Here is a 22,939-nt window from a genome sequence, read left to right as displayed (position 1 = left end):
CGACGCCGCCGTACGGGCACCCGATAGTGTGACGGCATGTCGTCTCCGATGGAGTGGTCGCGTGGTCGGTACGAGGCGGTTGCGGAACGTATCGCCGCGATAGCGGGCGAGGTGGTGTCCCGCACCGACGACGTGAGTCCACTCGAGGGTGCCGATGTCGTCGATCTCGCGTGCGGCACCGGAAGTGCAGCGCTGGCCGCGCACGAACGCGGCGCGCACGTGACCGGTGTCGATCTGACGGGCGAGCTCGTCTCCATCGCCGAGGGCAAGGCGCGCGACGCCGGCGCCGACATCGCATGGATCACCGCGGACGCCTCCGACACCGGCCTGGACACCGACTCGTTCGACGGCGTCGTGTCGAACATGGGGATCATCTTCGTCGACCCCGACCGACAGCTCGCCGAACTGGCCCGGCTGCTGCGGCCGGGCGGCGTCCTCGGCTTCTCGGCGTGGGTGCGCGCCACCCACAACCCGTTCTACGACCCGATCGTGTCGGTCCTCGGCCGACCCGCGCAGACCGGGCCGTCGCCGGACCAGTGGGGCGAACACGACACGATCCACGCCCGCCTCGCCGACGACTTCCAGGACGTCGACGTCGTCACCCGCACCCACACATGGGAATTCGAGTCCCTCGAGTCGGCGCTGACGTTCATCTCCGATGAGTCCCCGATGCACGTCAACGTGCTGCACCAGATCAACGAGATGCAGCACGACCGGTTGATGTCGGCGTTCGAGGTGGCGTTGACGCGGCACGTCGGCAGTGACGGCCGGGTCGCGTTCGAGTCGCCCTACGTGATCGTGACCGCCCGACGACAATGACGCCCGATCCCCGCGCGCGGGCAGGTGCAGTCGTGTTTCATGGTGGGGTGGGGACATCTCTGAACCGATCGCACCTCCGGCACGCGGTCATGGTGGTGGTGCTGGTCCTCGTGGCGGCACTGGCCACCGCGTGCTTCGATCCTCTCAACCGTGCCGGATCCCGCGACACCGATCCGAACCACATCAGTGTGGGCTCCGGCGGGGTGCTCGAAGCGCAGATCATCGGCCAGATCTACATCGATGCACTCGAGGCCAACGGCTTCGTGGTGACCGATCAGCTCAACTCCGGGACCCGCGAGCGCTACATCCCCGCGCTGCGTGCCGGCGACATCGACCTCGTCCCCGACTTCGCAGGCAACCTGCTGCAATACCTGGCCGCGAACACCCCGACGATCAGTGCGCAACGCGCCGAACAACTCTCCTCCGTCACGAGCCTTCCCGAGATCACGAAAGCCTTCCCCGAGGTGCTCGGCGACGATCTGGCGGTACTGACCCCCGCACCCGGGTCGGACGCCGACAGCGTGACCGTGACGTCGGAGACCGCGAAGCGGTACGGGCTGAAGTCGATCGCCGACCTGGCAGAACTCTCGAAGAGGCAGACCGTGAGCTTCATGGCGAACAGCGAGTTCGCGACGCGCTCGGTCGGTGTTCCCGGGCTCGAGAAGAACTATGGCCTGCGAGTCGATTTCAAACCCAACAACGACAGCGGCGGGCAGGCCACGATCAACGAGTTGACCAGCGGACGGGTGACCGCGGCCGACATCTACACCACGACCCCGGCCATTGCGACCGAGAACCTGGTGGTCCTCGAGGACCCGAAGAACAACTTCCCGGCCAACAACATCGTGCCGCTCATCGCGAAATCAAAGGCGACGCCGAAGGTGTCGAAGGTGATCGACGCCGTGTCGTCGAAGATGACGGTGGAGGAGCTGCGCGATCTCAACTACGCGGTGTCCGGTCCCCGCAAACTCGAGGTGGAGCAGGCCGCCTCGGAGTGGGTTGCCAAAGAGAACCTCGACAGGTCGTTCGCCTGACGTCGGCCCAGCGCCGTCGGAGAAGACAAGGATGTCCATGATCACGTTCGATTCGGTGACGAAGACCTACCCGGACGGCACCACCGCCGTCGACACCCTCGATCTCACGATCGAAGAGGGGTCGTTCACCGCGTTCGTCGGACCGTCGGGCTGCGGCAAGACGACGTCGATGCGAATGATCAACCGGATGATCGAGCCCACCAGCGGCACGGTCAGTGTCGGCGGGAACGACGTGTCCACGGTGAACCCGGTGACGCTGCGTCGTGGCATCGGGTACGTGATCCAGAACGCCGGGTTGATGCCGCACCAGCGGATCGTCGACAACGTCGCGACGGTACCGGTGCTGCAGGGTGTCTCACGCAAGCAGGCCCGCAACGACGCCATCGGGCTGCTGGAACGCGTGGGACTCGACCCCGGCCTGGCCAACCGTTTCCCGGCTCAGCTGTCCGGCGGGCAGCAACAGCGGGTGGGGGTCGCACGAGCCCTGGCCGCCGACCCGGCGATCCTGCTGATGGACGAGCCGTTCAGTGCGGTCGACCCGGTGGTTCGCGAGGACCTGCAGAACGAGATGCTGCGTCTGCAGGGCGAATTGCGCAAGACCATCGTGTTCGTCACCCACGACATCGACGAGGCGGTCAAGCTCGCCGACCGGATCGCGATCTTCGGATCCGGTGGCCGACTGCACCAGTTCGACACCCCCGAGCGCCTGTTGGCTGCTCCCGCAGACGATTTCGTATCCGGTTTCGTCGGCCGTGACCGCGGATACCGGCTGCTGCAGTTCAGCTCCGGCAGCGACATCGTCCTCGACCCGCTGACGCCGATCACCGAGTCCGGTATCGACGCCCTCGATCTCGGCCCGGACGAATGGCGCCTGGTCCTCGTCGACGGGCGACCGTTCGGATGGGTGGATGCCGACGGGGTCCGCGCGCACGCCGGCGGTGCCGGGATCTACGACAGTTGTTCGGCGGGTGGGTCGCTGTTCGTCGAGGGCGGCACCCTGCGTCAGGCGCTCGACGCCGCGCTGTCGTCGCCGTCGGGTCTGGGCGTGGTCGTGGATTCCGGCGGCACGGTCACCGGCGGGGTCCGCGCGGCCGACGTCCTCGGAGTCATCGAGCGCGAACGGAAGTCGGCGCGATGACCTACCTGTTCACCCACTTCGACAAGGTCTGGAGCCTGCTGCTCGAGCACCTCAAGCTCTCGCTCATCCCGATCGTCGTCGCGTTGGTCATCGCGATCCCGCTCGGTCTCGCGGTGCACCGGTCGTCGGTGGCCCGCCGGATCGCGGTCGTCGTCGGATCGGTGGTGTTCACCATCCCGTCGATCGCGCTGTTCATCGTCCTGCCGTCGCTGATCAACACCCGCATCCTCTCCGACATCAACGTCATCGTGGCGCTGGCGTTGTACGCGACCGCGCTGCTGGTCCGGTCCATCCCCGAGGCACTCGATGCGGTCCCGGCCGCCTCCCTCGACGCCGCCGAGGCGGTCGGCTACAAACCGTGGGAACGCGTTGTCAAAGTGCAACTACCGCTGGCGATCCCAGTACTCATCGCATCGATCCGGGTCGTGTCCGTCACGAACATCTCGATGGTGTCGGTCGGGTCGGTGATCGGGTTCGGCGGACTGGGCAAGCTCTTCACCGAGGGATACAGCCGCAACTACACCGGGGAGATCATCGCGGGTATCGTCACCACGGTCGTCCTCGCCCTGGTGATCGACGTGATCCTGGTGGCGATCGGACGTGTGCTGACCCCGTGGTCGCGGGCATCGCGTCCGACTCGACGACTGCGCCGCCGCGCGGTCCCGGCGACGACACCGCAGACCACCGGCATGGCCGCCGAGGGGGCCACGGCATGAGCGGAATCCTCTCCGACACCGTCTCCTACCTGACGACCGGTTCGAACTGGTCGGGCACCGCCGACGTCGACGGACTGGGGCTGCTGATCGGCCAGCACCTGGAGTACACCGTGATCGCGGTGGCCATCGCCGCCGTCATCGCGGTGCCGCTCGGCCTACTGGTGGGCCACACCGGCAAGGGCGAGGTGGTGGTGGTCGGGCTGGTCAACGTGATGCGATCGCTGCCCACACTCGGACTCCTGCTGCTGTTCATCCTGTGGATGGGCCTGGGCCTGACCCCGACGATGATCGCGCTGATCCTGCTGGGCATCCCACCGATGCTGGCCGGCGCCTACTCGGGCGTCGCCAACGTCGACCGGATCGTGGTCGACGCGTCGCGCGCGATGGGACTCAGCGAACTACAGGTGTTGCTGCGGGTGGAACTGCCCAACGCATTGCCACTGATCCTCGGCGGCCTGCGCAATGCGACCCTGCAGATCGTCGCCACCGCCGCGATCGCCGCGTATGCCGGACTCGGTGGACTCGGTCGCCCGATCTTCGACGGCCTCGCCACCTACGACTACCCGCCGATGATCGCGGGGTCGCTGCTGGTCACGATTCTCGCCCTCGTCCTGGATTCGCTGCTCGCCGGGTTGGTGTGGCTGTCGATGCCGGGAACAGGGCGTCTTCGGCCCGCACCCACGCTGGTCCGCGGCTGATCCGACGGGTTCTGCGGACGGTTGGTCGATATGTCCGGCAGTCGCCTACCGTAGGGGCGTGAGTTCTTCTCAGGTTTCCCCAGCCGGCGGTTCCGTCCCCGCCGGCGGCTCGGCTCGGTCAGCCCCGACCGCGAGCGACGCCGCCGGCTCCTCCGATGACTTCAAGTCCATCTTCACGTGGCGGGGGGCGAACAAGACGCGCCTCGAGCAGGCACGTGTGCAGGTCACCGGCGACCGGATCAAGGTGTACGGCCAGATCATCGGCGCCGCGACCGACGAGCACGAGGCGTTCAGCGCCACCTACGACCTGCTCACCAACGACGCCGGCATCACGCGCCGGCTCGCGGTGCACCTCATCCGGGCGAGTGGCGAGACGCAGATCTCGATCACCCGCGACGGCGAGAACACCTGGTTGGTGCAGACGCCGCAGGGAATGGAGCGCGGCGATTTCGACGGGGCCGAAGACGTCGACCTGGCGCTGAGCCCGCTGTTCAACGCGTTGCCCATCCGCAGGCACAACCTGCACCGCGAACCCGGCGAGGTCGAGGTGCCGGTGGTCTACCTCTATCTCCCCGAGGCGACCGTCACCGCCGCGACGGTGCACTACACCGCCACCGCGGACGCCATCACCGTCGTGTCGCCGGTCTCGAACGGCGCCACCATCACCGTCGACTCGACCGGATTCGTGCAGGACTACTCGGGGCTCGCCGACCGCGTCTGAACGCCGCGCCACACCCGGCCGAGATGCGCCTGATGTCGTAGATCGCCGGTCCATCCCGGAGCGCCGATCTCGACCTCGACGATCGGGTCGGGTTCGTCGCCCGCCATCTCCTCGTAGCGCAGCCGTGCCCGATGTCCGTTGTCGGCGACGACCTGCACCGACCCGTGATTGCGCAGGTCGTCCCGCGCGCGGGTGAGCCGATCGATGGTCTCGCTGAGCGTGATCAACAACGCCGGCGCATTCGCCTCGAGCATCGCCCGCTGCAACGGAACCGCGGTCCCCGCGACCCGGGTGCCGTCGCGGAAACTCCCCGCGGCCAGTCGTAGCGCGAGCGCACCTTCGCCTCCGCCGACGGCCGCGGTCACCGCCGCCGTGAGGTGCGGCAGATGCGAGATGGCGGCAACCGCCCGGTCGTGGTCGTCGGTCGCGACCGGCACCACGACCGCGCCGACGTCGCCGGCCAGAGCCGAGACCGACTGCCACACATGCGGGTCCACGCCGTCGTCGGTGCCGACCACCCAGGTCGCCCCGGTGAACAGTGCCGGATCGGTCGCCGCCCAGCCCGACTCGGCGGTCCCGGCCATCGGATGTCCACCGACGTAGCGAGTAGACAGACCGTGCGCAGCCACCGCCTGTGCCACAACGGCTTTGACGCTGATGACATCGGTCAGTGCGCAGTTCGGCGCGCAGCGGACGATCGCGTCGAGGATCGGGTCGAGTGCGGTGACCGGTGTCGCGATCACGATCAGCGCGTCCTGTGCCGCCGCGCGGGCGAGGACCGCGTCGAGATCGCCGTCGGCGTCGAACCCGGCGGCGCGTGCCTCGTCGACGGTCGCAAGCGACCGGTTGTAGCCGAAACCGACACGTCCGGCCGCGGTGGCCGCGCGCAGCAGCGACCCCCCGATCAGACCGAGTCCGAGTACGCAGATGCTGTCGTTGGCAGACATGGCTCCTACAGTGGCACATCGACGCCGCCGCCCGAACGCGGCGGCTCGCGCAGCCCCAGCTCACAGGCCCTTTTCGATTCCGGATGAGGCGCTGATGACTTGGGATAACTCCAGCGGTGCGACTACGGTACGGACATGGCTGCTGCGAGTTCGGACGAGCTGGATGGTTTTGCCGTTGCTGTGGTCCGCGAAGAGGGCAAGTGGACCGTCACGGCGATGGACAACAAGTCCCTGTCGAGCCTAGAGGACGCCGAGAACCTGCTGAGGGAGATGCGCAGCGCCGGAGCGGTGTTCGGTCTCCTCGACATCGATGACGAGTTCTTCGTGGTCATCCGTCCAGCCCCGTCGGGATCGCGTCTGCTGCTGTCGGATGCGACCGCGAGCATCGACTACGACATCGCCGCCGACGTCCTCGACGCCATGCACATCGACGTCCCCGACATCGATTCCGACGACCTCGACGACGTCGAGCCGTGGGAGGAGGGCGACCTCGGTCTGCTGGCCGATCTCGGGTTGCCCGAACCGGTGATGAGCGTGATCGTCGGTGACACCGACCTCTACGCCGACGAACAGATCGGCATGATCGCCGCCCGTCTGGGTTTCGCCGACGAACTGTCGCGCGTGCTGGACACCCTCGGGCACTGACCGACCGAACCGGTCACCGATGGCGCACACCGATCCCGACCTGATGCTCCTGGCCCTCGAGGCCGCGAAACTGTCCGGCCCGCAGGACGTCCCGGTCGGTGCCGTCGTCCTCGATCCGCACGGTGTCGAACTCGCGCGCAGCGGCAACACCCGCGAGCGTGACGGCGACCCCACCGCGCACGCCGAGGTCCTCGCGCTGCGCGCGGCGGCCGCCCGCCACGGGGACGGTTGGCGTCTGGAGGACTGCACGCTCGTCGTCACCCTCGAGCCGTGCGTGATGTGCGCCGGCGCGATCACCATGTCCCGGATCGGCCGTCTGGTCTTCGGCGCCTGGGAACCCAAGACCGGAGCCGTCGGATCCCTCTGGGACGTCGTCCGGGATCGGCGGCTGACCCATCGGCCCGAGGTGATCGGTGGGGTCCTGGAGGAGCAGTGCGCCGAGATGGTGCGGGCGTTCTTCGTCGAACGCCGTACCGACCGAGCCTGAGCGGACCGCCCGACCGATCACGGTGATCACATGGTGGCCGAGTCCGCACACCGTGTGGCACGGTTGATGGCGGGTGGCAGTCGTCACCCCGAGCGCCGTGGTGGAAAAGACCGCCGAAGAGCACTCGAGAAGAACGGCCCGGCGATCGTCGGGCCCTTCGAATTCAAGGAGTTGCGCCAATGGGTATCGCAGACGACGCGAAGAACAAGGCCGAAGAGCTCAAGGGACGCGGCAAGGAAGCAGCCGGCAGCGCCACCGACAACGACGACCTCAAGGCCGAGGGCAAGGGCGACCAGGCGTCGGCCGAGACCAAGCAGAAGCTGACCGACGCCGCCGATGCAGTCAAGGGCAAGATCGACGACGTCAAGGACAAGCTCACCGGACACTGATGACTCCTCCGCAGGTCTGTGACCAGACGATTTAGGGGTCAACCGGCCCTGCGGTAATGTCTTCGGCGGTGGCGTGTCCGAGCGGCCGAAGGTGCAACACTCGAAATGTTGTGTGCGGTTACCCCGTACCGGGGGTTCGAATCCCCCCGCCACCGCCACAATCCCCCATCTGCTCCCGAGCAGGTGGGGGATGTGTCGTTTCCGGGGGAGAACGCGGAGTCCGTCGCAACCGATGCGAACGACTCGTATGGTTGAGCGATGCGCGGTCTTGTCGATCCTAAAGACGCACTTTTCTGGCTTGGAACCACTGACGCGATGCCGACCGACCAGTATTTCGTGTTCGCCTTCGACGCCCCGGTGCCCGAGCACGCACCGTCGTGGGACGAGGTGTGCGCCCACATCAAGACCCGGTCGGCCGCGATCCCGGCGTTCAACAAGCGACTCGTCGAATCCCCGTCCGGCGTCGACTATCCCGTCTGGGTGCGCGAGGAGATGTCGGTCGAGGACTGCGTGACCCGACTCGGAGCGCCCGACGCCACCTGGGAGTCCTGCACCGGCGCCATCGCCGAGATGCTCGAGTCGACTGTCGACGCGACCGTCACCCCGTGGCAGCTGCACGTGGCCGAGCGGGTGCGCGGCGTTCCCTATGCGACCGGGACCTGCACGGTCGTACTGGTCCGATTCAGTCACGTGCTCACCGACGGACTCGGTGGCGCCGCTCTGCTGCGCGCGTTGTTCGGTCGCTCGCCTCGGCCGGCCGACGTCGATGTCGCGGCCGACGCGTCCACGGTCACGCCGCACGGGATCGCGTTCTGGCTGCGCGCCTGCGGCCAGGCCGGCGCGAAACTGATCCGCCTGCTCCCCGCGCTGGTGTCGGTGACCGGCGCCGGCCGACGGGCCGCGGGACTAGTCGCACGCGGCGACGTCGTCGCACCGACCCCACACCCGCGGCTGTCGGTGAACCGGTGCGCGGAATCTGATCGTCGGGTCGCGGTGATCCCGGTGCCGGAGAACTTCACCGGGTCGTCGGAGTACACCGTCACCCAGCTGGCGTTGACTGCGGTGTCGCTGGCCACGGAGAAGCTGTTGCGCGGCCGCGGGGAGAACGCGGACTCGCTGACCGCCATGATGCCGGTGGCGTTCGGGCCCGACGCCGACTGGCGGGGCGCGAACCGGTTCGCGACCGGGATGGTGTCGATGGGCGGTGGGGCCGACGACCTCGCGGCCCGCGCCCAGACGGTGCGGTCATCGATCACCGCCGAACGCCGTAGGCTCGCGATCCCCGACATCGTGAAACAGTTCCGACTCGTGGAGACCGTGCCGTGGCCGATCCTGCGTAGAGTCCTGCGTCGGCGTCAGCAGGCCGATTCCGGCGAGGTGGCCGCGAATCTCGTGTTCACCAGCGTCAATTGCGGCGACGGCGACATGGAGTTGCTGGGCTCGCCCGCGGTGATGGTGGCGGGGTTCCCCTGCCTGTCGGAAACCCTGGGGATCGGCGTCGGTCTCTACGGGATCGGTTCGGCGCTCACCCTGGGTGTGCTCACCGCCCCGAACGCGGTAAGCGCCGACGACGGTTACGTCGAAATGCTGGAGTCGGCGCTCCACGACGTCGCCGGGATGGTGGCCCCGAGCCGACCGGGCCGTTAGCTCCCCACCGATCAGTCCCTACTGGGGGATGAGTCCGAACGAGTCCGACCCGCGGGTGCACTTGGCGAGCACGCCGGCGGTCTGCGACGGGCCACAGTTCCAGCCGTCGACGGTCTGGTTCCGCCCGGTCGAGATCATCGGTCCGTACTTCTTCGCGACGGGCATGACGGCCCCGCACCCGGCAGACCCGCCGGGGAAGACGACCACGCGCAGAGCGCCCTCGGGTCCGTTGGCCGTGTCGCAGCGGGTCCCCACGATGTTCGGCCCCTGCTTCGACGGCGGCACCGCGGTCGCGGCCGGCAGCTGCGGGCCGGGAACGGCCTCGGCGTTGGGGTCGGTGGTGGTCGGGGCGTCGGGGTCGAGCGCAGGCGCAGACGACGAGGGCACCCCCGGTGCCGACGACACCGGCGCGTCCGTGGTGTCGGCGACCGACGACGAACTCGCGCCGGAGGCGGTGGACGAGTCGCTGTCGCCACACGCGCCGAGTCCGACGGTCAGTGCGGCCGCGGCGCAGAGCAGGGTTCCGGTTCGCCTCAGATGCATGATTGCCACCGTATCGAACGGGGATCCGAGACCCCGCGCATGAGCGGGCCCACACCGTGGTCGTCGAGTGACGCGTCTCATATAACTTCACTCGACTGAAAAATTGCAGACGTGCGCAAGTTCTTCTACGGTTGCGTCATGACCTCAGCCGGACTGCGCGAGACGAAGAAGGCGGCCACCCGCCAAGCTCTTGCCGTCGCAATGCTGCGTCTGTCGGCGCGCGACGGTTTCGACACCGTGTCGGTGGAGGCCGTCGCGGCCGAGGTCGGCGTCTCCGCGCGCACCTTCCACAACTACTTCGCGGGCAAGGAAGAAGCGCTGCGCTTCTATCTCGCCGAGGTCATCAGCGCGATCTTCTCGGCCCTGGAGGCACGTCCCACCGACGAGAGCTTCTGGGACTCCACCGCCGCCGCGTTCATCGAGGTCGTGTGCGACCGCGCCGAGGACCCGCGGGAACTCGTCCACCTGATGACCCTGATGGACACCGAGCCCAGCGTCGCGATGAAGAAGAACGGCGACGACGTCGACGGAGACGCCGTGGTCGCCCGATTCGAGGAGCTGTGCCGCAAGCGGTCCATCGACTCGGCCGGTGTCGGGTACACGCGTCTCGTACTCGGTTGCGCCGCAGTGGGAGTGCGGGTCGCACTCGAGAGCCACGTCGATGTCATGCCGTCGCGCGCAGAGCTGCGCATCACCCTCCAACACACCTTCGACCAGATCCGGTCGGGTCTCGGGACTCCGTTACCCACCAACTGATCGACCCCTCGCTCGTCGTCCCCCCGCGGCTCACGCCGTCGAACAGGAAGAAATCTCATGGCCACATATCTGTACCGAATCGGTAGGTGGGCGTTCACCAACCGGTTCAAGGTGATCGGCATCTGGCTGCTGATCCTGGTCGGCATGGGCGTCGCGGCGTCGACGCTGGCCGGGCCCACCAGCTCGAGCTTCTCGATCCCCGGCATCCCGTCGGAGAAGGCCCAGGATGCACTTGTCGAGAAGTTCCCGGAGAAGCCGAAGTTCTCCGAGGACATCAACCTCAAGTACGTCATCAAGGCGCCGGCGGGCAAGACGCTGCTCGACTACCAGCCGGCCATCAACACGATGGTCGCCTCGATGAAGTCCTTCGACGGCGTCAAGTCCCCGGACACCATCATCAACCCGTTCGTCCCCGAGGCCTTCGGTACGCCGAACGCGCCGGGTGAGGTGACGCAGGCCGCCATCGACTTCCAGCAGAAGACCTTCGGCAAGTCCGCACAGGAGGCGCGCACCGATGCGGCGGCGAGTTCGCCGATCAACCCCGACGCCACCGTCGCGCAGTTGGGGGCGTCGTACAACGTCACCGAGGCCGACAAGGTCACGCAGAAAGCGCACGATCAGCAGACCGCGGTCGCCGACGCGGCACGGCAGGCCGGGTTGACCGTCGAGATGAGCGGAACGGCCCTGCCGCAGCCCGCGATCGGTGCCACCTCCGAGCTCATCGGTGTCGGCGTCGCCATCGTGGTCCTGATCATCACGTTCGGGTCGTTCATCGCCTGGGGCATGCCGATCCTCACCGCCCTGATCGGTCTCGGTATCGGTCTGTTGGCCGTCACCGCGGCGTCCGGGTTCTTCACGCTCAGCGCCGAGACCCCGATCCTCGCGACCATGATCGGTCTCGCGGTCGGTATCGACTACGCGTTGTTCATCGTCTCGCGTTATCGACACGAGCTGTTGACGGCCAAGTCCAGGGCTGATGCCGCCGGACGTGCCGTGGGTACCGCGGGATCGGCGGTGGTGTTCGCGGGCCTGACGGTCATCATCGCGCTGTCGGCTCTGTCGATCGTCAACATCCCGTTCCTCACGGCAATGGGTCTGGCCGCTGCGGTCACGGTTCTGGTGGCGGTGCTCGTGGCCCTGACCCTGCTGCCCGCGGTCCTGGGACTGTTCGGCAGCAAGGCATTCGGCGCGTCCATCTCGTTCCTGAACGCACCGGACTCGCCGAAGTCGGCGAAGGCCACCACGCCCCGGGTCTCGAACGGCACGCGGTTCGTCAAGCAGATCGTCGCCCGGCCTGCCATCGCATTGGTTCTCGCGATCGTGGTGCTCGGCGTGATCGCGGCACCCATGGTCGGCCTCAAGCTCGCCCTGCCCAACGACGGCACCGGCGATCCCTCGACGACGCAGCGCAAGGCCTACGACCTGGTGGCCGAGGGCTTCGGAGCCGGCCAGAACGGTCCGCTCGTGGTCGTCCTCGACGGCACGAATGTGGCTGCGGCCGATCGCACCTCGACGTTCAACAAGGTCGTGAACGACATCAAGCGGCTGCCGGACGTGAAGAACGCCCTCATCAGCTCGGCGGACATCAACAAGGCCGGCGACACCGCCGTGGTGTCGGTCCTGCCCAACAGTGGCCCGAGCTCTTCGGAGACGCAACAGCTGGTGAAGGACCTGCGCTCGGCCGAGGGCGGTATCACCGATGAGTACAAGGTGACCTACGGAGTGACCGGTCAGACCGCCATCGAAAGTGATGTGTCTGACCGACTCTCGCAGTCGCTGATCCCGTACCTGGCCATCGTCGTCGGCCTGGCGTTCATCCTGCTGATGCTGGTGTTCCGCTCGGTCCTGGTCCCGCTCACCGCGGCGCTCGGGTTCCTGCTGAGCATCGTGGCCACCTTCGGTGCGACGGTCGCGATCTTCCAGAACGGCGACCTCGGGCTGATGGGCAACCCGCAGCCGATCGTCAGCTTCCTGCCGATCTTCCTGATCGGCATCGTGTTCGGGCTGGCGATGGACTACCAGGTGTTCCTGGTGACCCGAATGCGCGAGGAATACGTGCACGGGGCGTCGGCGCGAGACGCCATCGTGAAGGGCTTCTCGCACAGCGCCCGGGTGGTGGCTGCGGCCGCGGCCATCATGATCTCGGTGTTCGCAGCGTTCATGCTGCAGGACAACTCGCTGATCAAGTCGATGGGCTTCGCGCTCGCCGCGGCGGTCTTCTTCGACGCCTTCGTGATCCGCATGATCGTCATCCCGGCGGCGCTGGCCGTGCTCGGCGACAAGGCGTGGTGGTTGCCGAAGTGGCTGGACCGGATCCTGCCGAACGTCGATGTCGAGGGCGAGAAGCTGGGCGAGTACCTCGCCGAGAAGGACAAGCGTGACGATCGGGACCGTGAGGCCGTCTCGGTCTAGTCCCACCCTCGCGCGAGATTGACGAAGCGACGACGGTTGCGAGCGATATTTCATCGCCGCAATCGTCGTCGCTGTCTGTGTATCGAGGGTTAATCTGCCGCCATGGACACCGCGAGCGTGACGAGACAGTTGACCCGTACGGCGATCGTCGCGATGGGCTGCGCGCTCGCCGCGGTCGCCCTCCCGGCCGGAACAGCGGGTGCGACACCGAGTTCGGGGATCAGCGCGGTGAATCTCGCGCAGGCCGACGTCCCCGCCGGCCTGCTGCCGTTCATCACCGGACCAGGACAGGCGACGGTCCGTGAGATCACCATCGCGCCGGGCGGCACCACGGGATGGCACTTCCACGACGGCCGGCTGGTGGGGATCGTCAAGCAGGGAACGCTGACCCACCCGGGTGCGGACTGCAAGCCCGTCGTCTACCGCCAGGGCCAGTTGATCATCGAGCCCGAAGGTGAGAAGAACACCCACGTCGGACGCAATCTCACGAAGACCCCGGTGGTCCTCGACGTGCTCTACCTGCTGCCCAAGGGCAAGCCGTTCTTCGAGGACGCACCGGCGCCTTCCTGCGACGCTCCGCGGTGACGCGCGTCGGTCTGGCCATCGCCGACGTCTGAGATGATCACGGGCGTGACCACGCCCGACGACACCGACCACGCGCCCGACCGCAGTTTCGAGTTCGGCACCCCGCTGGAGGGGACACTCGGCCGGACGGGTGTGATCCACACGCCGCACGGTGACATCGCGACCCCGGCCTTCATCCCGGTGGGCACCAAGGCGACGGTCAAGACCGTGTTGCCCGAGGCGGTTGCGGATCTGGGGGCCCAGGCGGTGTTGGCCAACGCCTATCACCTCTACCTGCAGCCGGGCCCGGCGATCATCGACGCCGCCGGTGGGCTCGGTCGGTTCATGAACTGGCCCGGCCCGACCTACACCGACAGCGGCGGGTTCCAGGTGATGTCGCTGGGCGTCGGGTTCAAGAAGGTCATCTCGATGGAGGTGCGCGACGCCGAGAACGACGATGTCATCGCGCCGGGCAAGGAGCGGCTCGCGCGGGTCGACGACGACGGCGTGACGTTCAAGTCGCACCTGGACGGGACGACGCACCGGTTCACCCCGGAGGTGTCGATGCAGATCCAGCACCAGCTCGGTGCCGACATCATCTTCGCGTTCGACGAGCTCACCACGTTGATGAACACCCGTCCGTACCAGGTCAATTCGCTGGAGCGCACGCGGCTCTGGGCGATCCGGTGCCTGGCCGAACACAACCGGCTCACCGCCGAGCGCAACCACCGTCCGGTGCAGTCGCTGTGGGGTGTGATCCAGGGGGCGCAGTACGAGGATCTGCGACGGCTCGCGGCTCGGGATCTGATGGAGGCGAGTCGTCGCGATCAGGACGCCGGCGGCCGCGGCTTCGGCGGCTACGGGATCGGTGGCGCACTCGAGAAGGAGAACCTCGGGCGCATCGTCGGCTGGGTCAACTCCGAACTGCCGACCGAGACAGCCAAACACCTGCTGGGGATCAGCGAGCCGGACGACATCTTCACCGCGATCGAGAGCGGCATCGACACGTTCGACTGCGTCTCGCCGTCACGAGTGGCGCGCAACGGTGCGATCTACTCGTTCGACGGTCGTTACAACGTCACCAACGCACGCTTCCGCAGTGATTTCAGCTCCCTGGACCCGGAGCTCGACAACTACGCCACGCAGTACAGCCGCGCGTACATCCACCACCTGTTCAAGGCGAAGGAGGGGTTGGCGTCGACGTTGTGCACCATCCACAACGAACACTTCATCGTCACCCTGGTCGACCGTGCCCGGCAGGCCATCGAGAACGGGACCTACGCCGAGTACCGCGACGGGTTCCTGGCGCGCTACTACGCGGGCAGCCGGTAGGCCGCCCGCGTAGCAACGCCGGCTCAGAGTCGTGCGGTGGTGATCAGACCTTCACGACGCGGGTGCCGCCCGCGAACTTGTCGTGCAGTCCCTGCTTGTTGGGGTCGTTGTTGATGGTCACGCCGATGGCGATGAGCAGCGCCAAGGTGGCCAGCCCGACCAGGAACGGCAGGAAGAAGATGAAGCCGAGCAGCGACGACAGCACCGAGAGCAGCAGCCAGATGTTGCGCTTGAACGCGATGTCCTGTGCGGGGAGGTTGCCGTCCGGTCCGACGGTCCGCAGCTTGAGGAGCTGCTTGCCCAGGGTCGCGCCCTTGCGGGACTCGAAGTACGTGAAGTACGCGATGGCCGCGAAGCTGAGGATGACCGACGCCACATAGTAGGCGATGTTGCCCGCGGCGACACCGATGATGCCCTCGACGATCGCGACCGGGATACCGACGATCAGGCCGTCGATGATGCGTGCACCCAGACGGATCCCGGCACCGGCCGGCTGACCGGCCGTGGAGTAGATGCCCTGGTCGTAGGCGGACTGCCCGACCGGCGGGGGCGGCGGGTAGGCGCCGGGCTGGCCGTACTGCCCGGGCGGTGGGTACTGGCCGGCAGGCGGCGGGTACTGCCCGGGCGGCGGGTAGCTGCCCTGGTCAGGTGCGCCGTACTGCGGCGGCTGCTGGTTCGGGTCGGATTGGCCGTACTGGGGCTGCTGCCCCTCCGGCCCGGTTCCGGGGTATTGCGGTCCGCTCATGTCTGGTCCTCTCGTCGTGACCGACTCCACCCGATGGCGGGGCGGTGCTCCACGAGTCTAAGTCAGACGTAACCGGCATCTCGAGAGTTTGGTGGGGACCTGACCGCAAGTCAGGGCGTCGCGATTCACCAGAGATCGTGCGGATCGAGGATCCACGGGCCGTCCGGGAGTCGTGTCGGGTCAAATCTGTCGAGAAGGGTTGCCGTGGTGACGCTTTCGTCCTTCTTTGCCATCAGTAATGACCTCGCCATGAGGGACAACACCTGAGCGGTGTCGACGCCGACGAGCGCGAGATCGGCCAGGGTGACGGCGCCGTCGCGCTTGGCGAGCCGCTGTCCGGCGGGGTTGAGCACCAGTGGGACGTGCGTGTGGTCGGGGACGGGCAGCCCGAGCAGCGTCGCGAGGTAGGCCTGGCGGGGTGTCGAGGAGAGCAGGTCGTCGGCCCGGACCACCTGGTCGATGCCCTGCGCGCCGTCGTCGACCACCACGGCGAGGTTGTAGGCGGCGGTGCCGTCGCCACGTCGCAACACGAAGTCGTCGACCACGCCGGTGTAGCGGCCGCACAGATCGTCGACGATGGTGAAACGCGATGTGTTCGAACGCAGTCGGATCGCAGGCGAGCGGCCCTCGGCGCGGTGTCGGATGCGCTCGTCGTCGTCGAGATCGCGGCACGTCCCGGGGTAGGCGCCGGGTGGGGCGTGCGGTGCGGTCGGTGCGGCCTGGATCTCCTTGCGACTGCAGAAACACTCGAACGTTCGTCCGGCGGCGGTGAGGGTGTCGATCGCAGCGTCGTGTGCCGTCCGGCGGTCGGACTGCCGCATCGGCTCGTCGTCCCAGTCGATGCCGATGGACCGCAGGTCACGCAGTTGGGCCTCGGCCACGCCTGCCTTTGCGCGGTCGTCGAGATCCTCGATCCGCAGGAGGAAGCGGCGACCGCTGTGGCGGGCGAAGAGCCAGGCCAGCAGCGCGGTCCGGAGGTTACCGATGTGCAGGTCACCCGAGGGCGAGGGTGCGTAACGGCCGGCGCCCGCGGGGTCGCTCGACGTCTCGGCCATGGTGTCGAGGATATCGACGCCACCGCCCAGTCGACGTCCGCATCCGCCCAGTCGGCGTCCACATCCGCCCACTCGACGGGGGAGGTGATGCAACGATGGGGGTGTGGACCTCCCAGTGCTCCCCCCGGTGTCGCCGATGCTGGCCAAGGCCGTGACCTCGGTACCCGACCAGTTCGACGGCGATCAACCCGTGTTCTCGCACGAACCCAAGTGGGACGGATTCCGCGCCCTGATCTTTCGTGACGGCGACGAAGTGGTCATCGGGTCACGCAGCGGCAAGGACCTCGCCCGCTACTTCCCCGAGCTCGTCGAGGCGGCCCGCGTGGAGCTGCCCGATCGCGTGGTCGTCGACGGCGAGATCGGGGTCCAGAAACTGATCGGCGGGGTCCGGCGTCTGGACTGGGACTCGCTGAGCCAACGCATCCACCCCGCCGATTCCCGGGTGCAGATGCTGGCGGAGAAGACACCGGCGATGTTCATCGGCTTCGATGCACTCGCGCTCGGCGACCGCGACCTGACCGGCGAGAGGTTCGACGTCCGGCGCGACGCGCTCACCGAGGCCATCCCCGGGGCAGGCAGCCTGCGCGTGAGTCGCGTGACCACCGACCCGGCCACCGCCGTGGACTGGTTCTCCGCGTTCGAGGGCGCCGGTCTCGACGGGGTCGTGAGCAAACGGATCGCCGGCCACTACCTCCCCGGCAAGCGCGAGATGCTCAAGGTGAAGCACAAGCGCACGGCCGACTGCGTCGTCATCGGGTACCGAATCCACAAGAGCGGCACCGGGCTCGGGTCGATGCTGCTGGGTCTCTACCGCGACGGTGAGCTGCACAGCGTCGGAGGGTCGAGCGCCTTCACCGACGCCAAGCGCATCGAGCTGCAGCAGCAGTTCGAGCCGCTGCGACTGAACCCGGACAAGCTCGCCGAGGGCGAACCCAACCGATGGAATGCGTCCGGAACCGGCCAGTGGGTGCCGATCCGACCGGAGCTCGTCGTCGAGGTGGGCTACGACCAGATGGAGGGCGACCGCTTCCGCCACACCGTGCGGTTCCAACGCTGGCGGCCCGACCGGGACCCGGAGAGCTGCGGCTACGACCAGCTCGAGGTCCCCCTGACCTACGACCTGCACGACGTCCTGGAAGGGGCCGACTGATGGCCAAGACCCCCGCGGCGATGGTCGCCGTCGGCGACCGCGAGGTGCGTGTCTCCAGCCCGGACCGGGTTGTCTACGCGTCGACCGACCGGACGCCGGACATCACCAAACTCGATGTGTGCGAGTACTTCGCGGCGGTCGGCGACGTGCTGATGTCGGCGGTCGGCGAGCGCCCCACCGCGATGGAGCGATGGCCCGACGGGTGGCGCGAGGGCATGCGGTTGGCCACCGGTCCGCAGGACCGCGAGGGCGACGGTTTCTATCAGAAGCGTCTGCCGAAGGGGGCGCCCGATTTCGTCGACACCGTGACGATCGCGTTCCCCAGCGGTCGCAAGGCCGACGAACTGTGTCCCACCGAGCCGGCGTCGCTGGTGTGGGCCGCGCAGATGGGCGCCCTGACGTTCCATCCCTGGCCGGTCCGTCGCTCGGATGTCGATCACCCCGACGAGCTCCGCATCGACCTCGACCCACAGCCGGGGACATCGTTCTCCGACGCTCAACGCGTGGCCGCGGTGGCCGAGGAGTTGTTGGAGGAGTTGGGGTTACGCGGCTTCCCGAAGACCAGTGGCAACCGCGGGATCCACATCTACGTCCGCATCGAGCCGCGGTGGACGTTCGACGAGGTCCGGCACGCCGCCATCGGGCTGGGCCGCGAGCTCGAGCGCCGCGACGACGGTGTGACCACCGCGTGGTGGAAGGAGGAGCGCGGCACGCGGCTCTTCCTGGACTACAACCAGAACCTGCGGGACCGGACGATCGCCAGTGCCTGGAGCCTGCGCGCCCAGCCGGGGGCTCCGGTGAGCACGCCGGTGTCGTGGTCGCGGCTCGCCGAGATCACCGACGCCCGCGACTTCAACCTGACGACCATCCGGGACTATGTGGCCGACGGGGATCCGTGGGCCGAGATCGATGCGGAGTCGTACTCGATCGAACCGTTGCTCGAGCTGTGGGAGTCGTTGCCGGGTGGCGAACTGAACTGGCCGCCGGACTATCCGAAGCAGCCGGGTGAACCGCCGCGCGTGCAACCCAGCAAGAAGGTCGCCGAGCACTGGGACTCCGAGGGCAACCGCATCGAGGAGTGAGCCCCGGCGGATCGGCTCAGGAGAAGAAGCGGTGCAGCGCCTCGTCCCAGAGCACGTCGCGCTTGTGGTCGTAGCGACGTCGGATCCAGGTCATCGTCGCGATGACCGCTCCCATCAACACCCCGAGCAGGACCACGACCACCATCACCGCGGTCACCCCGGCGTCGGCGGGGATCGGGACCGCCGGCCGCGGATTGCCCTGCGCGTCGACGGTGATCGGGAGCCGGGTGCCCGCGTCGGTCCCGGGCGGCACCGTGATGACCCCGGTCTTGTCGCCGCCCTGCCAGGACCAGTGCGCGGCGACCTTGTTGGAGTTGTCGGCGCCGATGGTCGACGTGATCGGGGCGATGGGTGCCGCACCGGCCGTGGTGGTCGCGATGGCGGTGCTGGTCTCGATGCGGGGCGCGTCGTCACGCGTCTGCCAGATCAGGACGCCGGGGGCGATGATCGCGGGCAGCAGGAAGATGGCGAGGATGAAGACGAGCTTCTGCAGCCGACGTTCGGTGATGTCGACACTGCGTTCGAGGGGGTTCGTGGCCGCAACCGGGCGCCCGGTGACACGACGGGTCTCGAGCCGTCGGTTGTTCGGTTCCTGATGCTGGGGCATGTGTGTCGCTTCCGCTCGATCTCTCCCTAGGAGTTTATTCGACGCGACACGGGCCGCAGATGTCGTTTGTGGGCCACGGCTTTTCTAGGCGACGGCACCGGTGGTCCGCCGGGCGGCCAGTATCCGCTCGATGTGGTCCGCGGCGCGGACGGCCGAGCCCTCGGCGGACACGATCGATGCGACGCGTCGGGCGTCCTCGGTCCGGCCCAGAGCGGTGGACACCGCCGCCCGCAACGTTTCGGGTGTGAGGTCCCGAGGGTCGAGACGAACGCCCGATCCGCCCGCGTGCACCCGGACCGCGACATCGCGTTGATCTCGCCCGAACGGCACGATGACCAGCGGGATTCCGCGAGCCAACGCCTTCTGGGTGATGCCCATGCCGCCGTGGGTGATGACCACCGAGGCCGTGGCGAGGACCTGCTCGTGCGGGACGAACCGGGTCACGGTGGAGTTCGCGGTGGAGGTGAACGTGTCGGGGTCGAGGGCGCCGGTGGTGACCACGGCATGCAGTCCGCTGTCCTCCAGAGCCGCCAGCGCGGTGCCCGCCAACGCAGAGTCGGCCTGCAGTTCTGTCGAACACGTCACCAACGCGATGGGGTCGGTGATCGCATCGATGACCGGGTCGGGCTCGGTCGGCGGTGCCCACGAGGACGGTCCGACGAGTTCGACGGTGTCCGGCCAGTCCCCGTGCCGGTTCTCCAGCGGTGGCCCGCAGAAACTCATGATCAACGGCGCCCGACGGAGAGGCTCGTCGCAGTGGGCGACCGCGGGCAGGTCGTGGGTGAGACGCCATCGGTTGAATTTCTTCTTGAACGCGAACTCCCAGATCGCCCGGGACACATGGGCCAGCCCGACGTCACGCATCCGCGCCGCCCGGGTCGTCCCCGGGCGCAACCCCAGTCCGATGGGCGGTCCGTCGGTGCTGAACAGCGGGAGGAACGTCGGGCACCAGATCGCCCACGGCAGGCCGGACGCCTCGGCGGCGCATTGTGCGCCGGTCGCGCTCACGTCCGTGAGGATCATGTCCGGCCGATAAGTCGACACAGTCGAGGTGAGGTGTCGGAATTCGGCCTCGGCGCGGTCGATGAGTCCGTCGGTCAATGCGCCGACGGATCGGCGGCCGTCCCCTTTCCAGTCCCCGGGGTGTGCGTCGTTGAGTTCGGGTGGCAGCGCGGAGGCGGTGAAACCGAGGTCCTGCATACGAACGACCTCGTCGGCGAGGGTGATGACGTGGACCGCGGCACCGCGGCGTCGCAGCGTGACCAGGGTTTCGACGACCGGATACAGCAGTCCTCGCGCCGGGGATGTCATGACCAGAATTCGTGACACCACGCGTCCTTTCCCGAACAGGAATCGGGAATTCAACGGTGGAATTCGATCATTTCGCGAATTCGGTGAATGCCCGACCATTCAGCGTATGGAGAAATGAATTGAATCCACAGGCTACGGGCGCTCAAAAATACGCGAGAGGGAATCGGCCGGTACATACATGTAATAAAAGCCACAGTTTGCCAAAGTGCAGAACTGCCGGGCGCGTGTTAGCGCCCGGCAGTTCTGTTCTCGATGGTGCTCGGTGGAGCGGGCGATCAGCTCCAGCGCGCGAGCAGTTCGTTCGAACGCTCCGCGAGAACGGCCTGCCAGATCGGTCCGAAGCTGACACGCGCGACGCCGAGAGCCGCGAATGCCGACTTGTCGCTGTTGGCCGGGTGGCCGATGGCGTTGACCGGCAGGGGCAGCTCGGACGTCAGCCGCTTCTGCACGTCGTCGCTGTGGAAGCCGACGGGGTAGAGGACGTCCGCGCCGGCCTCGGCGGCGAGCTTGAGGCGGGCGATCGCGCGGTCGACACGGTCGGCCTCATCGCCGATCTCCTTGACGAACAGGTCGGTGCGGGCGTTGATCACGACGTGGACGTCGGTCGCGTCGGATGCCGCACGCAGTGCGCCGACGAAATCGGCGTGCTCCTGGGCCTCGCGCAGACGGCCACCCTCGCTGTGCACGGTGTCCTCGATGTTGAGGCCGACGGCGCCCGCGTCGATCAGGCCCTCGATGAGGCGCTTGGGGTCTTCGCCGTAGCCGGCCTCGATGTCGACCGAGATCGGCAGGTCGACGGCAGCGGTGATCTGCTTGACGCGCGTGAGCACCTCGTCAAAGGTCAGGCCCTCGTTGTCGGACTTGCCGATCGAGTCGGAGATGGGGTGGCTGCCGATGGTGAGTCCGCTGAAGCCGGCGGACGCCGCGAGGTTCGCCGACCATGCGTCCCAGACGGTGGGGAGGATGACCGGGGTACCCGGCTTGTGCAGTTCGAGGAGCGTGGTTGCCTTCTGGCTCAGTGAGGTCATGCATCACACAACACCACAGGCGGGGGTCTATTTCCGCCCGTCCCACGATGTGAGAACGATCGTTCTCCCCTCTCCGCCGACCGTGCCGAAACAACCCGCCGAACGTGCCGAAATCACCCGCCGAACGTGCCGAAACAACCCGCCGAACGTGCCGAAACAACACGCCGAACGTACGGTGACGGGTCGGCTCAGGTCGGTGTGCCCCGCATGTCGCACGGAACCACATGACCGTCGTCGATCAGGCTGAGAGTGACCCGCATCTGTTCGGGCTGCAGGCTGCCCGACCAGTTGTCATACGGGTGGTCGAGGAACCCCACGACGAGCAGCGCCGAGGTGATCAGGGCCGAGACGAACGCGATGGGAACGGCCTGGATCACAGCGCTCTCCCGGCGGTCGGCCTGCACGCACATGTAGGCGAGGATCGCGCTCGCCCCGATGCCGAGGACGATCCACAGCGGGATCGGGACCGATGGCGCGGCCTCGGCGGCACGAGCGCGGCGACCGTCCCTGCGTTGGGCCTGCTGGTCGAACCACTGGGCGTAGGCGGCTTCCTGCTTGGCGTTGGTGGGGTCGATGGCGGCGAAGTCGGTCACCGTCGTGTCGACCCAGTGCTGCACCGTCGGCGACGACTTCCCGTCGCGCATGGCCGGCCACTCGTCCTCGACGACCGCGCGGGAGTAGCAGATGAGGTCGCCGTGCAGACGGGATCCGTCGTGACCCTCCAGAACGTCGGCGACGTTGTGCAGTTCGGTGACCGCGATGGCCTCGGAGCTGCCGCCGTCACGCGCCTTCTGATAGTTCTGCAACGCGTAGAAGATGGTGAACGCGAGCAGCACCGCGAACATCGTGCCTATCACCGTGAGGGCACCCGCGGCGCGGGTGCTGTCGATGAACCAACCGGGGTCGGGTGCGCGTCTGCGCGCGTGCAGCTTGATCACGACCACGGTCGTCACCACCACGAGGAGCACCACGACCGCAAGCCAGTTCAGCACTCGCTGATTGTGTCGTACGCAGGGCATCTCGGTGCGGCAACGAGCTACGTGGCGGCACGCTCGGTGGGTGGTTTGGGCACGATCGGCGCGTCGTTGTAGCCCGCTCGGCGGGTGATTAGGG

General features: G+C 67.6%; 24 protein-coding genes and 1 tRNA gene. 17 read left to right on the top strand and 8 right to left on the bottom strand.

Features of this window, described 5'->3' with window-relative positions:
* Positions 1-36: 36 nt before the first annotated feature.
* From LX13_RS07880 to LX13_RS07855, 6 genes are read left to right on the top strand one after another with little or no spacing between them, the layout of a single operon-like run.
* A complete protein-coding gene (locus LX13_RS07880) occupies positions 37-819 on the top strand; it encodes a class I SAM-dependent methyltransferase (protein WP_253660792.1) in 783 nt (260 codons plus the stop codon).
* A gap of 47 nt (positions 820-866) precedes the next feature.
* Positions 867-1,853 carry an ABC transporter substrate-binding protein gene (locus tag LX13_RS07875; RefSeq protein ID WP_253660791.1) on the top strand — a complete coding sequence of 329 codons (987 nt, stop codon included), beginning with the start codon at positions 867-869 and terminating at the stop codon, positions 1,851-1,853.
* A gap of 37 nt (positions 1,854-1,890) precedes the next feature.
* Entirely contained in the window at positions 1,891-2,991 is a 1,101-nt protein-coding gene (locus LX13_RS07870) for an ABC transporter ATP-binding protein (RefSeq protein ID WP_253660790.1), read from the top strand.
* Complete coding sequence (locus tag LX13_RS07865; protein ID WP_253660789.1) at positions 2,988-3,707, top strand: ABC transporter permease; 720 nt, start codon at positions 2,988-2,990, stop codon at positions 3,705-3,707. Before LX13_RS07870 ends, LX13_RS07865 begins: the two co-directional genes overlap by 4 nt.
* Positions 3,704-4,405, top strand: a complete 702-nt coding sequence (locus LX13_RS07860; RefSeq protein WP_253660788.1) for an ABC transporter permease — start codon at positions 3,704-3,706, stop codon at positions 4,403-4,405. Before LX13_RS07865 ends, LX13_RS07860 begins: the two co-directional genes overlap by 4 nt.
* A 58-nt stretch (positions 4,406-4,463) precedes the next feature.
* The gene (locus LX13_RS07855; protein ID WP_253660787.1) at positions 4,464-5,126 is read left to right on the top strand and encodes a putative glycolipid-binding domain-containing protein; all 663 of its coding nucleotides are present in this window, start codon (positions 4,464-4,466) and stop codon (positions 5,124-5,126) included.
* On the opposite strand, the gene LX13_RS07850 is transcribed toward LX13_RS07855, so the two are convergent.
* The gene (locus tag LX13_RS07850) at positions 5,099-6,073 is read right to left on the bottom strand and encodes a prephenate dehydrogenase (RefSeq protein WP_253660786.1); all 975 of its coding nucleotides are present in this window, start codon (positions 6,071-6,073) and stop codon (positions 5,099-5,101) included. The genes LX13_RS07855 and LX13_RS07850 overlap by 28 nt on opposite strands.
* A 135-nt stretch (positions 6,074-6,208) precedes the next feature.
* Between LX13_RS07850 and LX13_RS07845 the strand changes: the two genes are divergently transcribed.
* The 5 genes from LX13_RS07845 to LX13_RS07825 all read left to right on the top strand — a co-directional run bounded on the left by LX13_RS07845 (position 6,209) and on the right by LX13_RS07825 (position 9,241).
* Complete coding sequence (locus LX13_RS07845) at positions 6,209-6,718, top strand: tRNA adenosine deaminase-associated protein (RefSeq protein WP_253660785.1); 510 nt, start codon at positions 6,209-6,211, stop codon at positions 6,716-6,718.
* Between the two features lie 19 nt (positions 6,719-6,737).
* On the top strand, positions 6,738-7,205 hold the full coding sequence (locus LX13_RS07840) for a nucleoside deaminase (RefSeq protein ID WP_253660784.1): 468 nt from the start codon (positions 6,738-6,740) through the stop codon (positions 7,203-7,205).
* A gap of 179 nt (positions 7,206-7,384) precedes the next feature.
* Positions 7,385-7,594 (top strand): CsbD family protein, encoded by a 210-nt coding sequence (locus tag LX13_RS07835; RefSeq protein ID WP_188488202.1) that lies wholly within the window; start codon positions 7,385-7,387, stop codon positions 7,592-7,594.
* Positions 7,595-7,661: 67 nt separating this feature from the next.
* A tRNA-Ser gene (locus tag LX13_RS07830) sits at positions 7,662-7,752 on the top strand.
* Positions 7,753-7,852: 100 nt separating this feature from the next.
* Positions 7,853-9,241, top strand: a complete 1,389-nt coding sequence (locus LX13_RS07825; RefSeq protein ID WP_301300767.1) for a wax ester/triacylglycerol synthase domain-containing protein — start codon at positions 7,853-7,855, stop codon at positions 9,239-9,241.
* 18 nt (positions 9,242-9,259) lie between these two features.
* Here the strand turns inward: LX13_RS07825 and LX13_RS07820 are convergent, their stop codons facing one another.
* A complete protein-coding gene (locus tag LX13_RS07820; RefSeq protein ID WP_253660782.1) occupies positions 9,260-9,784 on the bottom strand; it encodes a hypothetical protein in 525 nt (174 codons plus the stop codon).
* A gap of 138 nt (positions 9,785-9,922) precedes the next feature.
* On the opposite strand from LX13_RS07820, the gene LX13_RS07815 reads away from it, so the two are divergent.
* From LX13_RS07815 to tgt, 4 genes are all read left to right on the top strand, one after another.
* Positions 9,923-10,540: a TetR/AcrR family transcriptional regulator gene (locus LX13_RS07815; RefSeq protein WP_253660781.1), complete on the top strand. Its 618-nt coding sequence runs from the start codon at positions 9,923-9,925 to the stop codon at positions 10,538-10,540.
* Positions 10,541-10,597: 57 nt separating this feature from the next.
* A complete protein-coding gene (locus LX13_RS07810; protein WP_253660780.1) occupies positions 10,598-12,952 on the top strand; it encodes an MMPL family transporter in 2,355 nt (784 codons plus the stop codon).
* 102 nt (positions 12,953-13,054) lie between these two features.
* Entirely contained in the window at positions 13,055-13,537 is a 483-nt protein-coding gene (locus LX13_RS07805; RefSeq protein WP_372499858.1) for a cupin domain-containing protein, read from the top strand.
* A 33-nt stretch (positions 13,538-13,570) separates the two neighbouring features.
* Positions 13,571-14,848 (top strand): tRNA guanosine(34) transglycosylase Tgt, encoded by a 1,278-nt coding sequence (tgt, locus tag LX13_RS07800; protein WP_372499857.1) that lies wholly within the window; start codon positions 13,571-13,573, stop codon positions 14,846-14,848.
* Positions 14,849-14,891: 43 nt separating this feature from the next.
* On the opposite strand, the gene LX13_RS07795 is transcribed toward tgt, so the two are convergent.
* Together LX13_RS07795 and gluQRS are read right to left on the bottom strand one after the other, a co-directional pair.
* A complete protein-coding gene (locus LX13_RS07795; protein WP_253660778.1) occupies positions 14,892-15,593 on the bottom strand; it encodes an RDD family protein in 702 nt (233 codons plus the stop codon).
* A gap of 125 nt (positions 15,594-15,718) precedes the next feature.
* A complete protein-coding gene (gene gluQRS / locus LX13_RS07790) occupies positions 15,719-16,648 on the bottom strand; it encodes a tRNA glutamyl-Q(34) synthetase GluQRS (protein ID WP_253660777.1) in 930 nt (309 codons plus the stop codon).
* A gap of 103 nt (positions 16,649-16,751) precedes the next feature.
* Here gluQRS and LX13_RS07785 point away from each other — a divergent pair, with 103 nt between their 5' ends.
* Positions 16,752-17,798 carry an ATP-dependent DNA ligase gene (locus tag LX13_RS07785; RefSeq protein ID WP_253660776.1) on the top strand — a complete coding sequence of 349 codons (1,047 nt, stop codon included), beginning with the start codon at positions 16,752-16,754 and terminating at the stop codon, positions 17,796-17,798.
* Positions 17,795-18,880 carry a DNA polymerase domain-containing protein gene (locus LX13_RS07780; protein ID WP_253661782.1) on the top strand — a complete coding sequence of 362 codons (1,086 nt, stop codon included), beginning with the start codon at positions 17,795-17,797 and terminating at the stop codon, positions 18,878-18,880. The genes LX13_RS07785 and LX13_RS07780 overlap by 4 nt, the downstream gene beginning before the upstream one ends.
* 16 nt (positions 18,881-18,896) lie before the next feature.
* Here LX13_RS07780 and LX13_RS07775 read toward each other — a convergent pair whose 3' ends face one another.
* The 4 genes from LX13_RS07775 to LX13_RS07760 all read right to left on the bottom strand — a co-directional run bounded on the left by LX13_RS07775 (position 18,897) and on the right by LX13_RS07760 (position 22,818).
* Entirely contained in the window at positions 18,897-19,487 is a 591-nt protein-coding gene (locus LX13_RS07775; protein WP_253660775.1) for an Rv1733c family protein, read from the bottom strand.
* 84 nt (positions 19,488-19,571) lie between these two features.
* The gene (locus LX13_RS07770) at positions 19,572-20,798 is read right to left on the bottom strand and encodes a nucleotide disphospho-sugar-binding domain-containing protein (protein ID WP_253660774.1); all 1,227 of its coding nucleotides are present in this window, start codon (positions 20,796-20,798) and stop codon (positions 19,572-19,574) included.
* Between the two features lie 275 nt (positions 20,799-21,073).
* The gene (locus LX13_RS07765) at positions 21,074-21,826 is read right to left on the bottom strand and encodes an isocitrate lyase/PEP mutase family protein (protein WP_253660773.1); all 753 of its coding nucleotides are present in this window, start codon (positions 21,824-21,826) and stop codon (positions 21,074-21,076) included.
* Between the two features lie 188 nt (positions 21,827-22,014).
* The gene (locus LX13_RS07760; protein ID WP_253660772.1) at positions 22,015-22,818 is read right to left on the bottom strand and encodes a bestrophin-like domain; all 804 of its coding nucleotides are present in this window, start codon (positions 22,816-22,818) and stop codon (positions 22,015-22,017) included.
* Between the last annotated feature and the right edge of the window lie 121 nt (positions 22,819-22,939).

Origin of the sequence: Williamsia maris (assembly GCF_024171815.1) — a bacterium.
GTDB classification, from domain to species: domain Bacteria; phylum Actinomycetota; class Actinomycetes; order Mycobacteriales; family Mycobacteriaceae; genus Williamsia_A; species Williamsia_A maris.
Note: the sequence above shows the minus strand (reverse complement) of the source record. Positions and strands in the feature narration are given on the sequence as shown.

What these genes read in the sequence shown, in the direction of transcription:
- LX13_RS07765 (WP_253660773.1), bottom strand. Translation starts at nt 21,826, where the DNA reads ATGACCTCACTGAGCCAGAAGGCAACCACGCTCCTCGAACTGCACAAG.
- LX13_RS07860 (WP_253660788.1), top strand. Translation starts at nt 3,704, where the DNA reads ATGAGCGGAATCCTCTCCGACACCGTCTCCTACCTGACGACCGGTTCG.
- LX13_RS07795 (WP_253660778.1), bottom strand. Translation starts at nt 15,593, where the DNA reads ATGAGCGGACCGCAATACCCCGGAACCGGGCCGGAGGGGCAGCAGCCC.
- LX13_RS07845 (WP_253660785.1), top strand. Translation starts at nt 6,209, where the DNA reads ATGGCTGCTGCGAGTTCGGACGAGCTGGATGGTTTTGCCGTTGCTGTG.
- LX13_RS07835 (WP_188488202.1), top strand. Translation starts at nt 7,385, where the DNA reads ATGGGTATCGCAGACGACGCGAAGAACAAGGCCGAAGAGCTCAAGGGA.
- LX13_RS07850 (WP_253660786.1), bottom strand. Translation starts at nt 6,073, where the DNA reads ATGTCTGCCAACGACAGCATCTGCGTACTCGGACTCGGTCTGATCGGG.
- gluQRS (WP_253660777.1), bottom strand. Translation starts at nt 16,648, where the DNA reads ATGGCCGAGACGTCGAGCGACCCCGCGGGCGCCGGCCGTTACGCACCC.
- LX13_RS07880 (WP_253660792.1), top strand. Translation starts at nt 37, where the DNA reads ATGTCGTCTCCGATGGAGTGGTCGCGTGGTCGGTACGAGGCGGTTGCG.
- LX13_RS07825 (WP_301300767.1), top strand. Translation starts at nt 7,853, where the DNA reads ATGCGCGGTCTTGTCGATCCTAAAGACGCACTTTTCTGGCTTGGAACC.
- LX13_RS07770 (WP_253660774.1), bottom strand. Translation starts at nt 20,798, where the DNA reads ATGACATCCCCGGCGCGAGGACTGCTGTATCCGGTCGTCGAAACCCTG.
- LX13_RS07810 (WP_253660780.1), top strand. Translation starts at nt 10,598, where the DNA reads ATGGCCACATATCTGTACCGAATCGGTAGGTGGGCGTTCACCAACCGG.
- LX13_RS07775 (WP_253660775.1), bottom strand. Translation starts at nt 19,487, where the DNA reads ATGCCCCAGCATCAGGAACCGAACAACCGACGGCTCGAGACCCGTCGT.
- LX13_RS07805 (WP_372499858.1), top strand. Translation starts at nt 13,055, where the DNA reads ATGGACACCGCGAGCGTGACGAGACAGTTGACCCGTACGGCGATCGTC.
- LX13_RS07870 (WP_253660790.1), top strand. Translation starts at nt 1,891, where the DNA reads ATGATCACGTTCGATTCGGTGACGAAGACCTACCCGGACGGCACCACC.
- tgt (WP_372499857.1), top strand. Translation starts at nt 13,571, where the DNA reads ATGATCACGGGCGTGACCACGCCCGACGACACCGACCACGCGCCCGAC.
- LX13_RS07820 (WP_253660782.1), bottom strand. Translation starts at nt 9,784, where the DNA reads ATGCATCTGAGGCGAACCGGAACCCTGCTCTGCGCCGCGGCCGCACTG.
- LX13_RS07815 (WP_253660781.1), top strand. Translation starts at nt 9,923, where the DNA reads ATGACCTCAGCCGGACTGCGCGAGACGAAGAAGGCGGCCACCCGCCAA.
- LX13_RS07840 (WP_253660784.1), top strand. Translation starts at nt 6,738, where the DNA reads ATGGCGCACACCGATCCCGACCTGATGCTCCTGGCCCTCGAGGCCGCG.
- LX13_RS07865 (WP_253660789.1), top strand. Translation starts at nt 2,988, where the DNA reads ATGACCTACCTGTTCACCCACTTCGACAAGGTCTGGAGCCTGCTGCTC.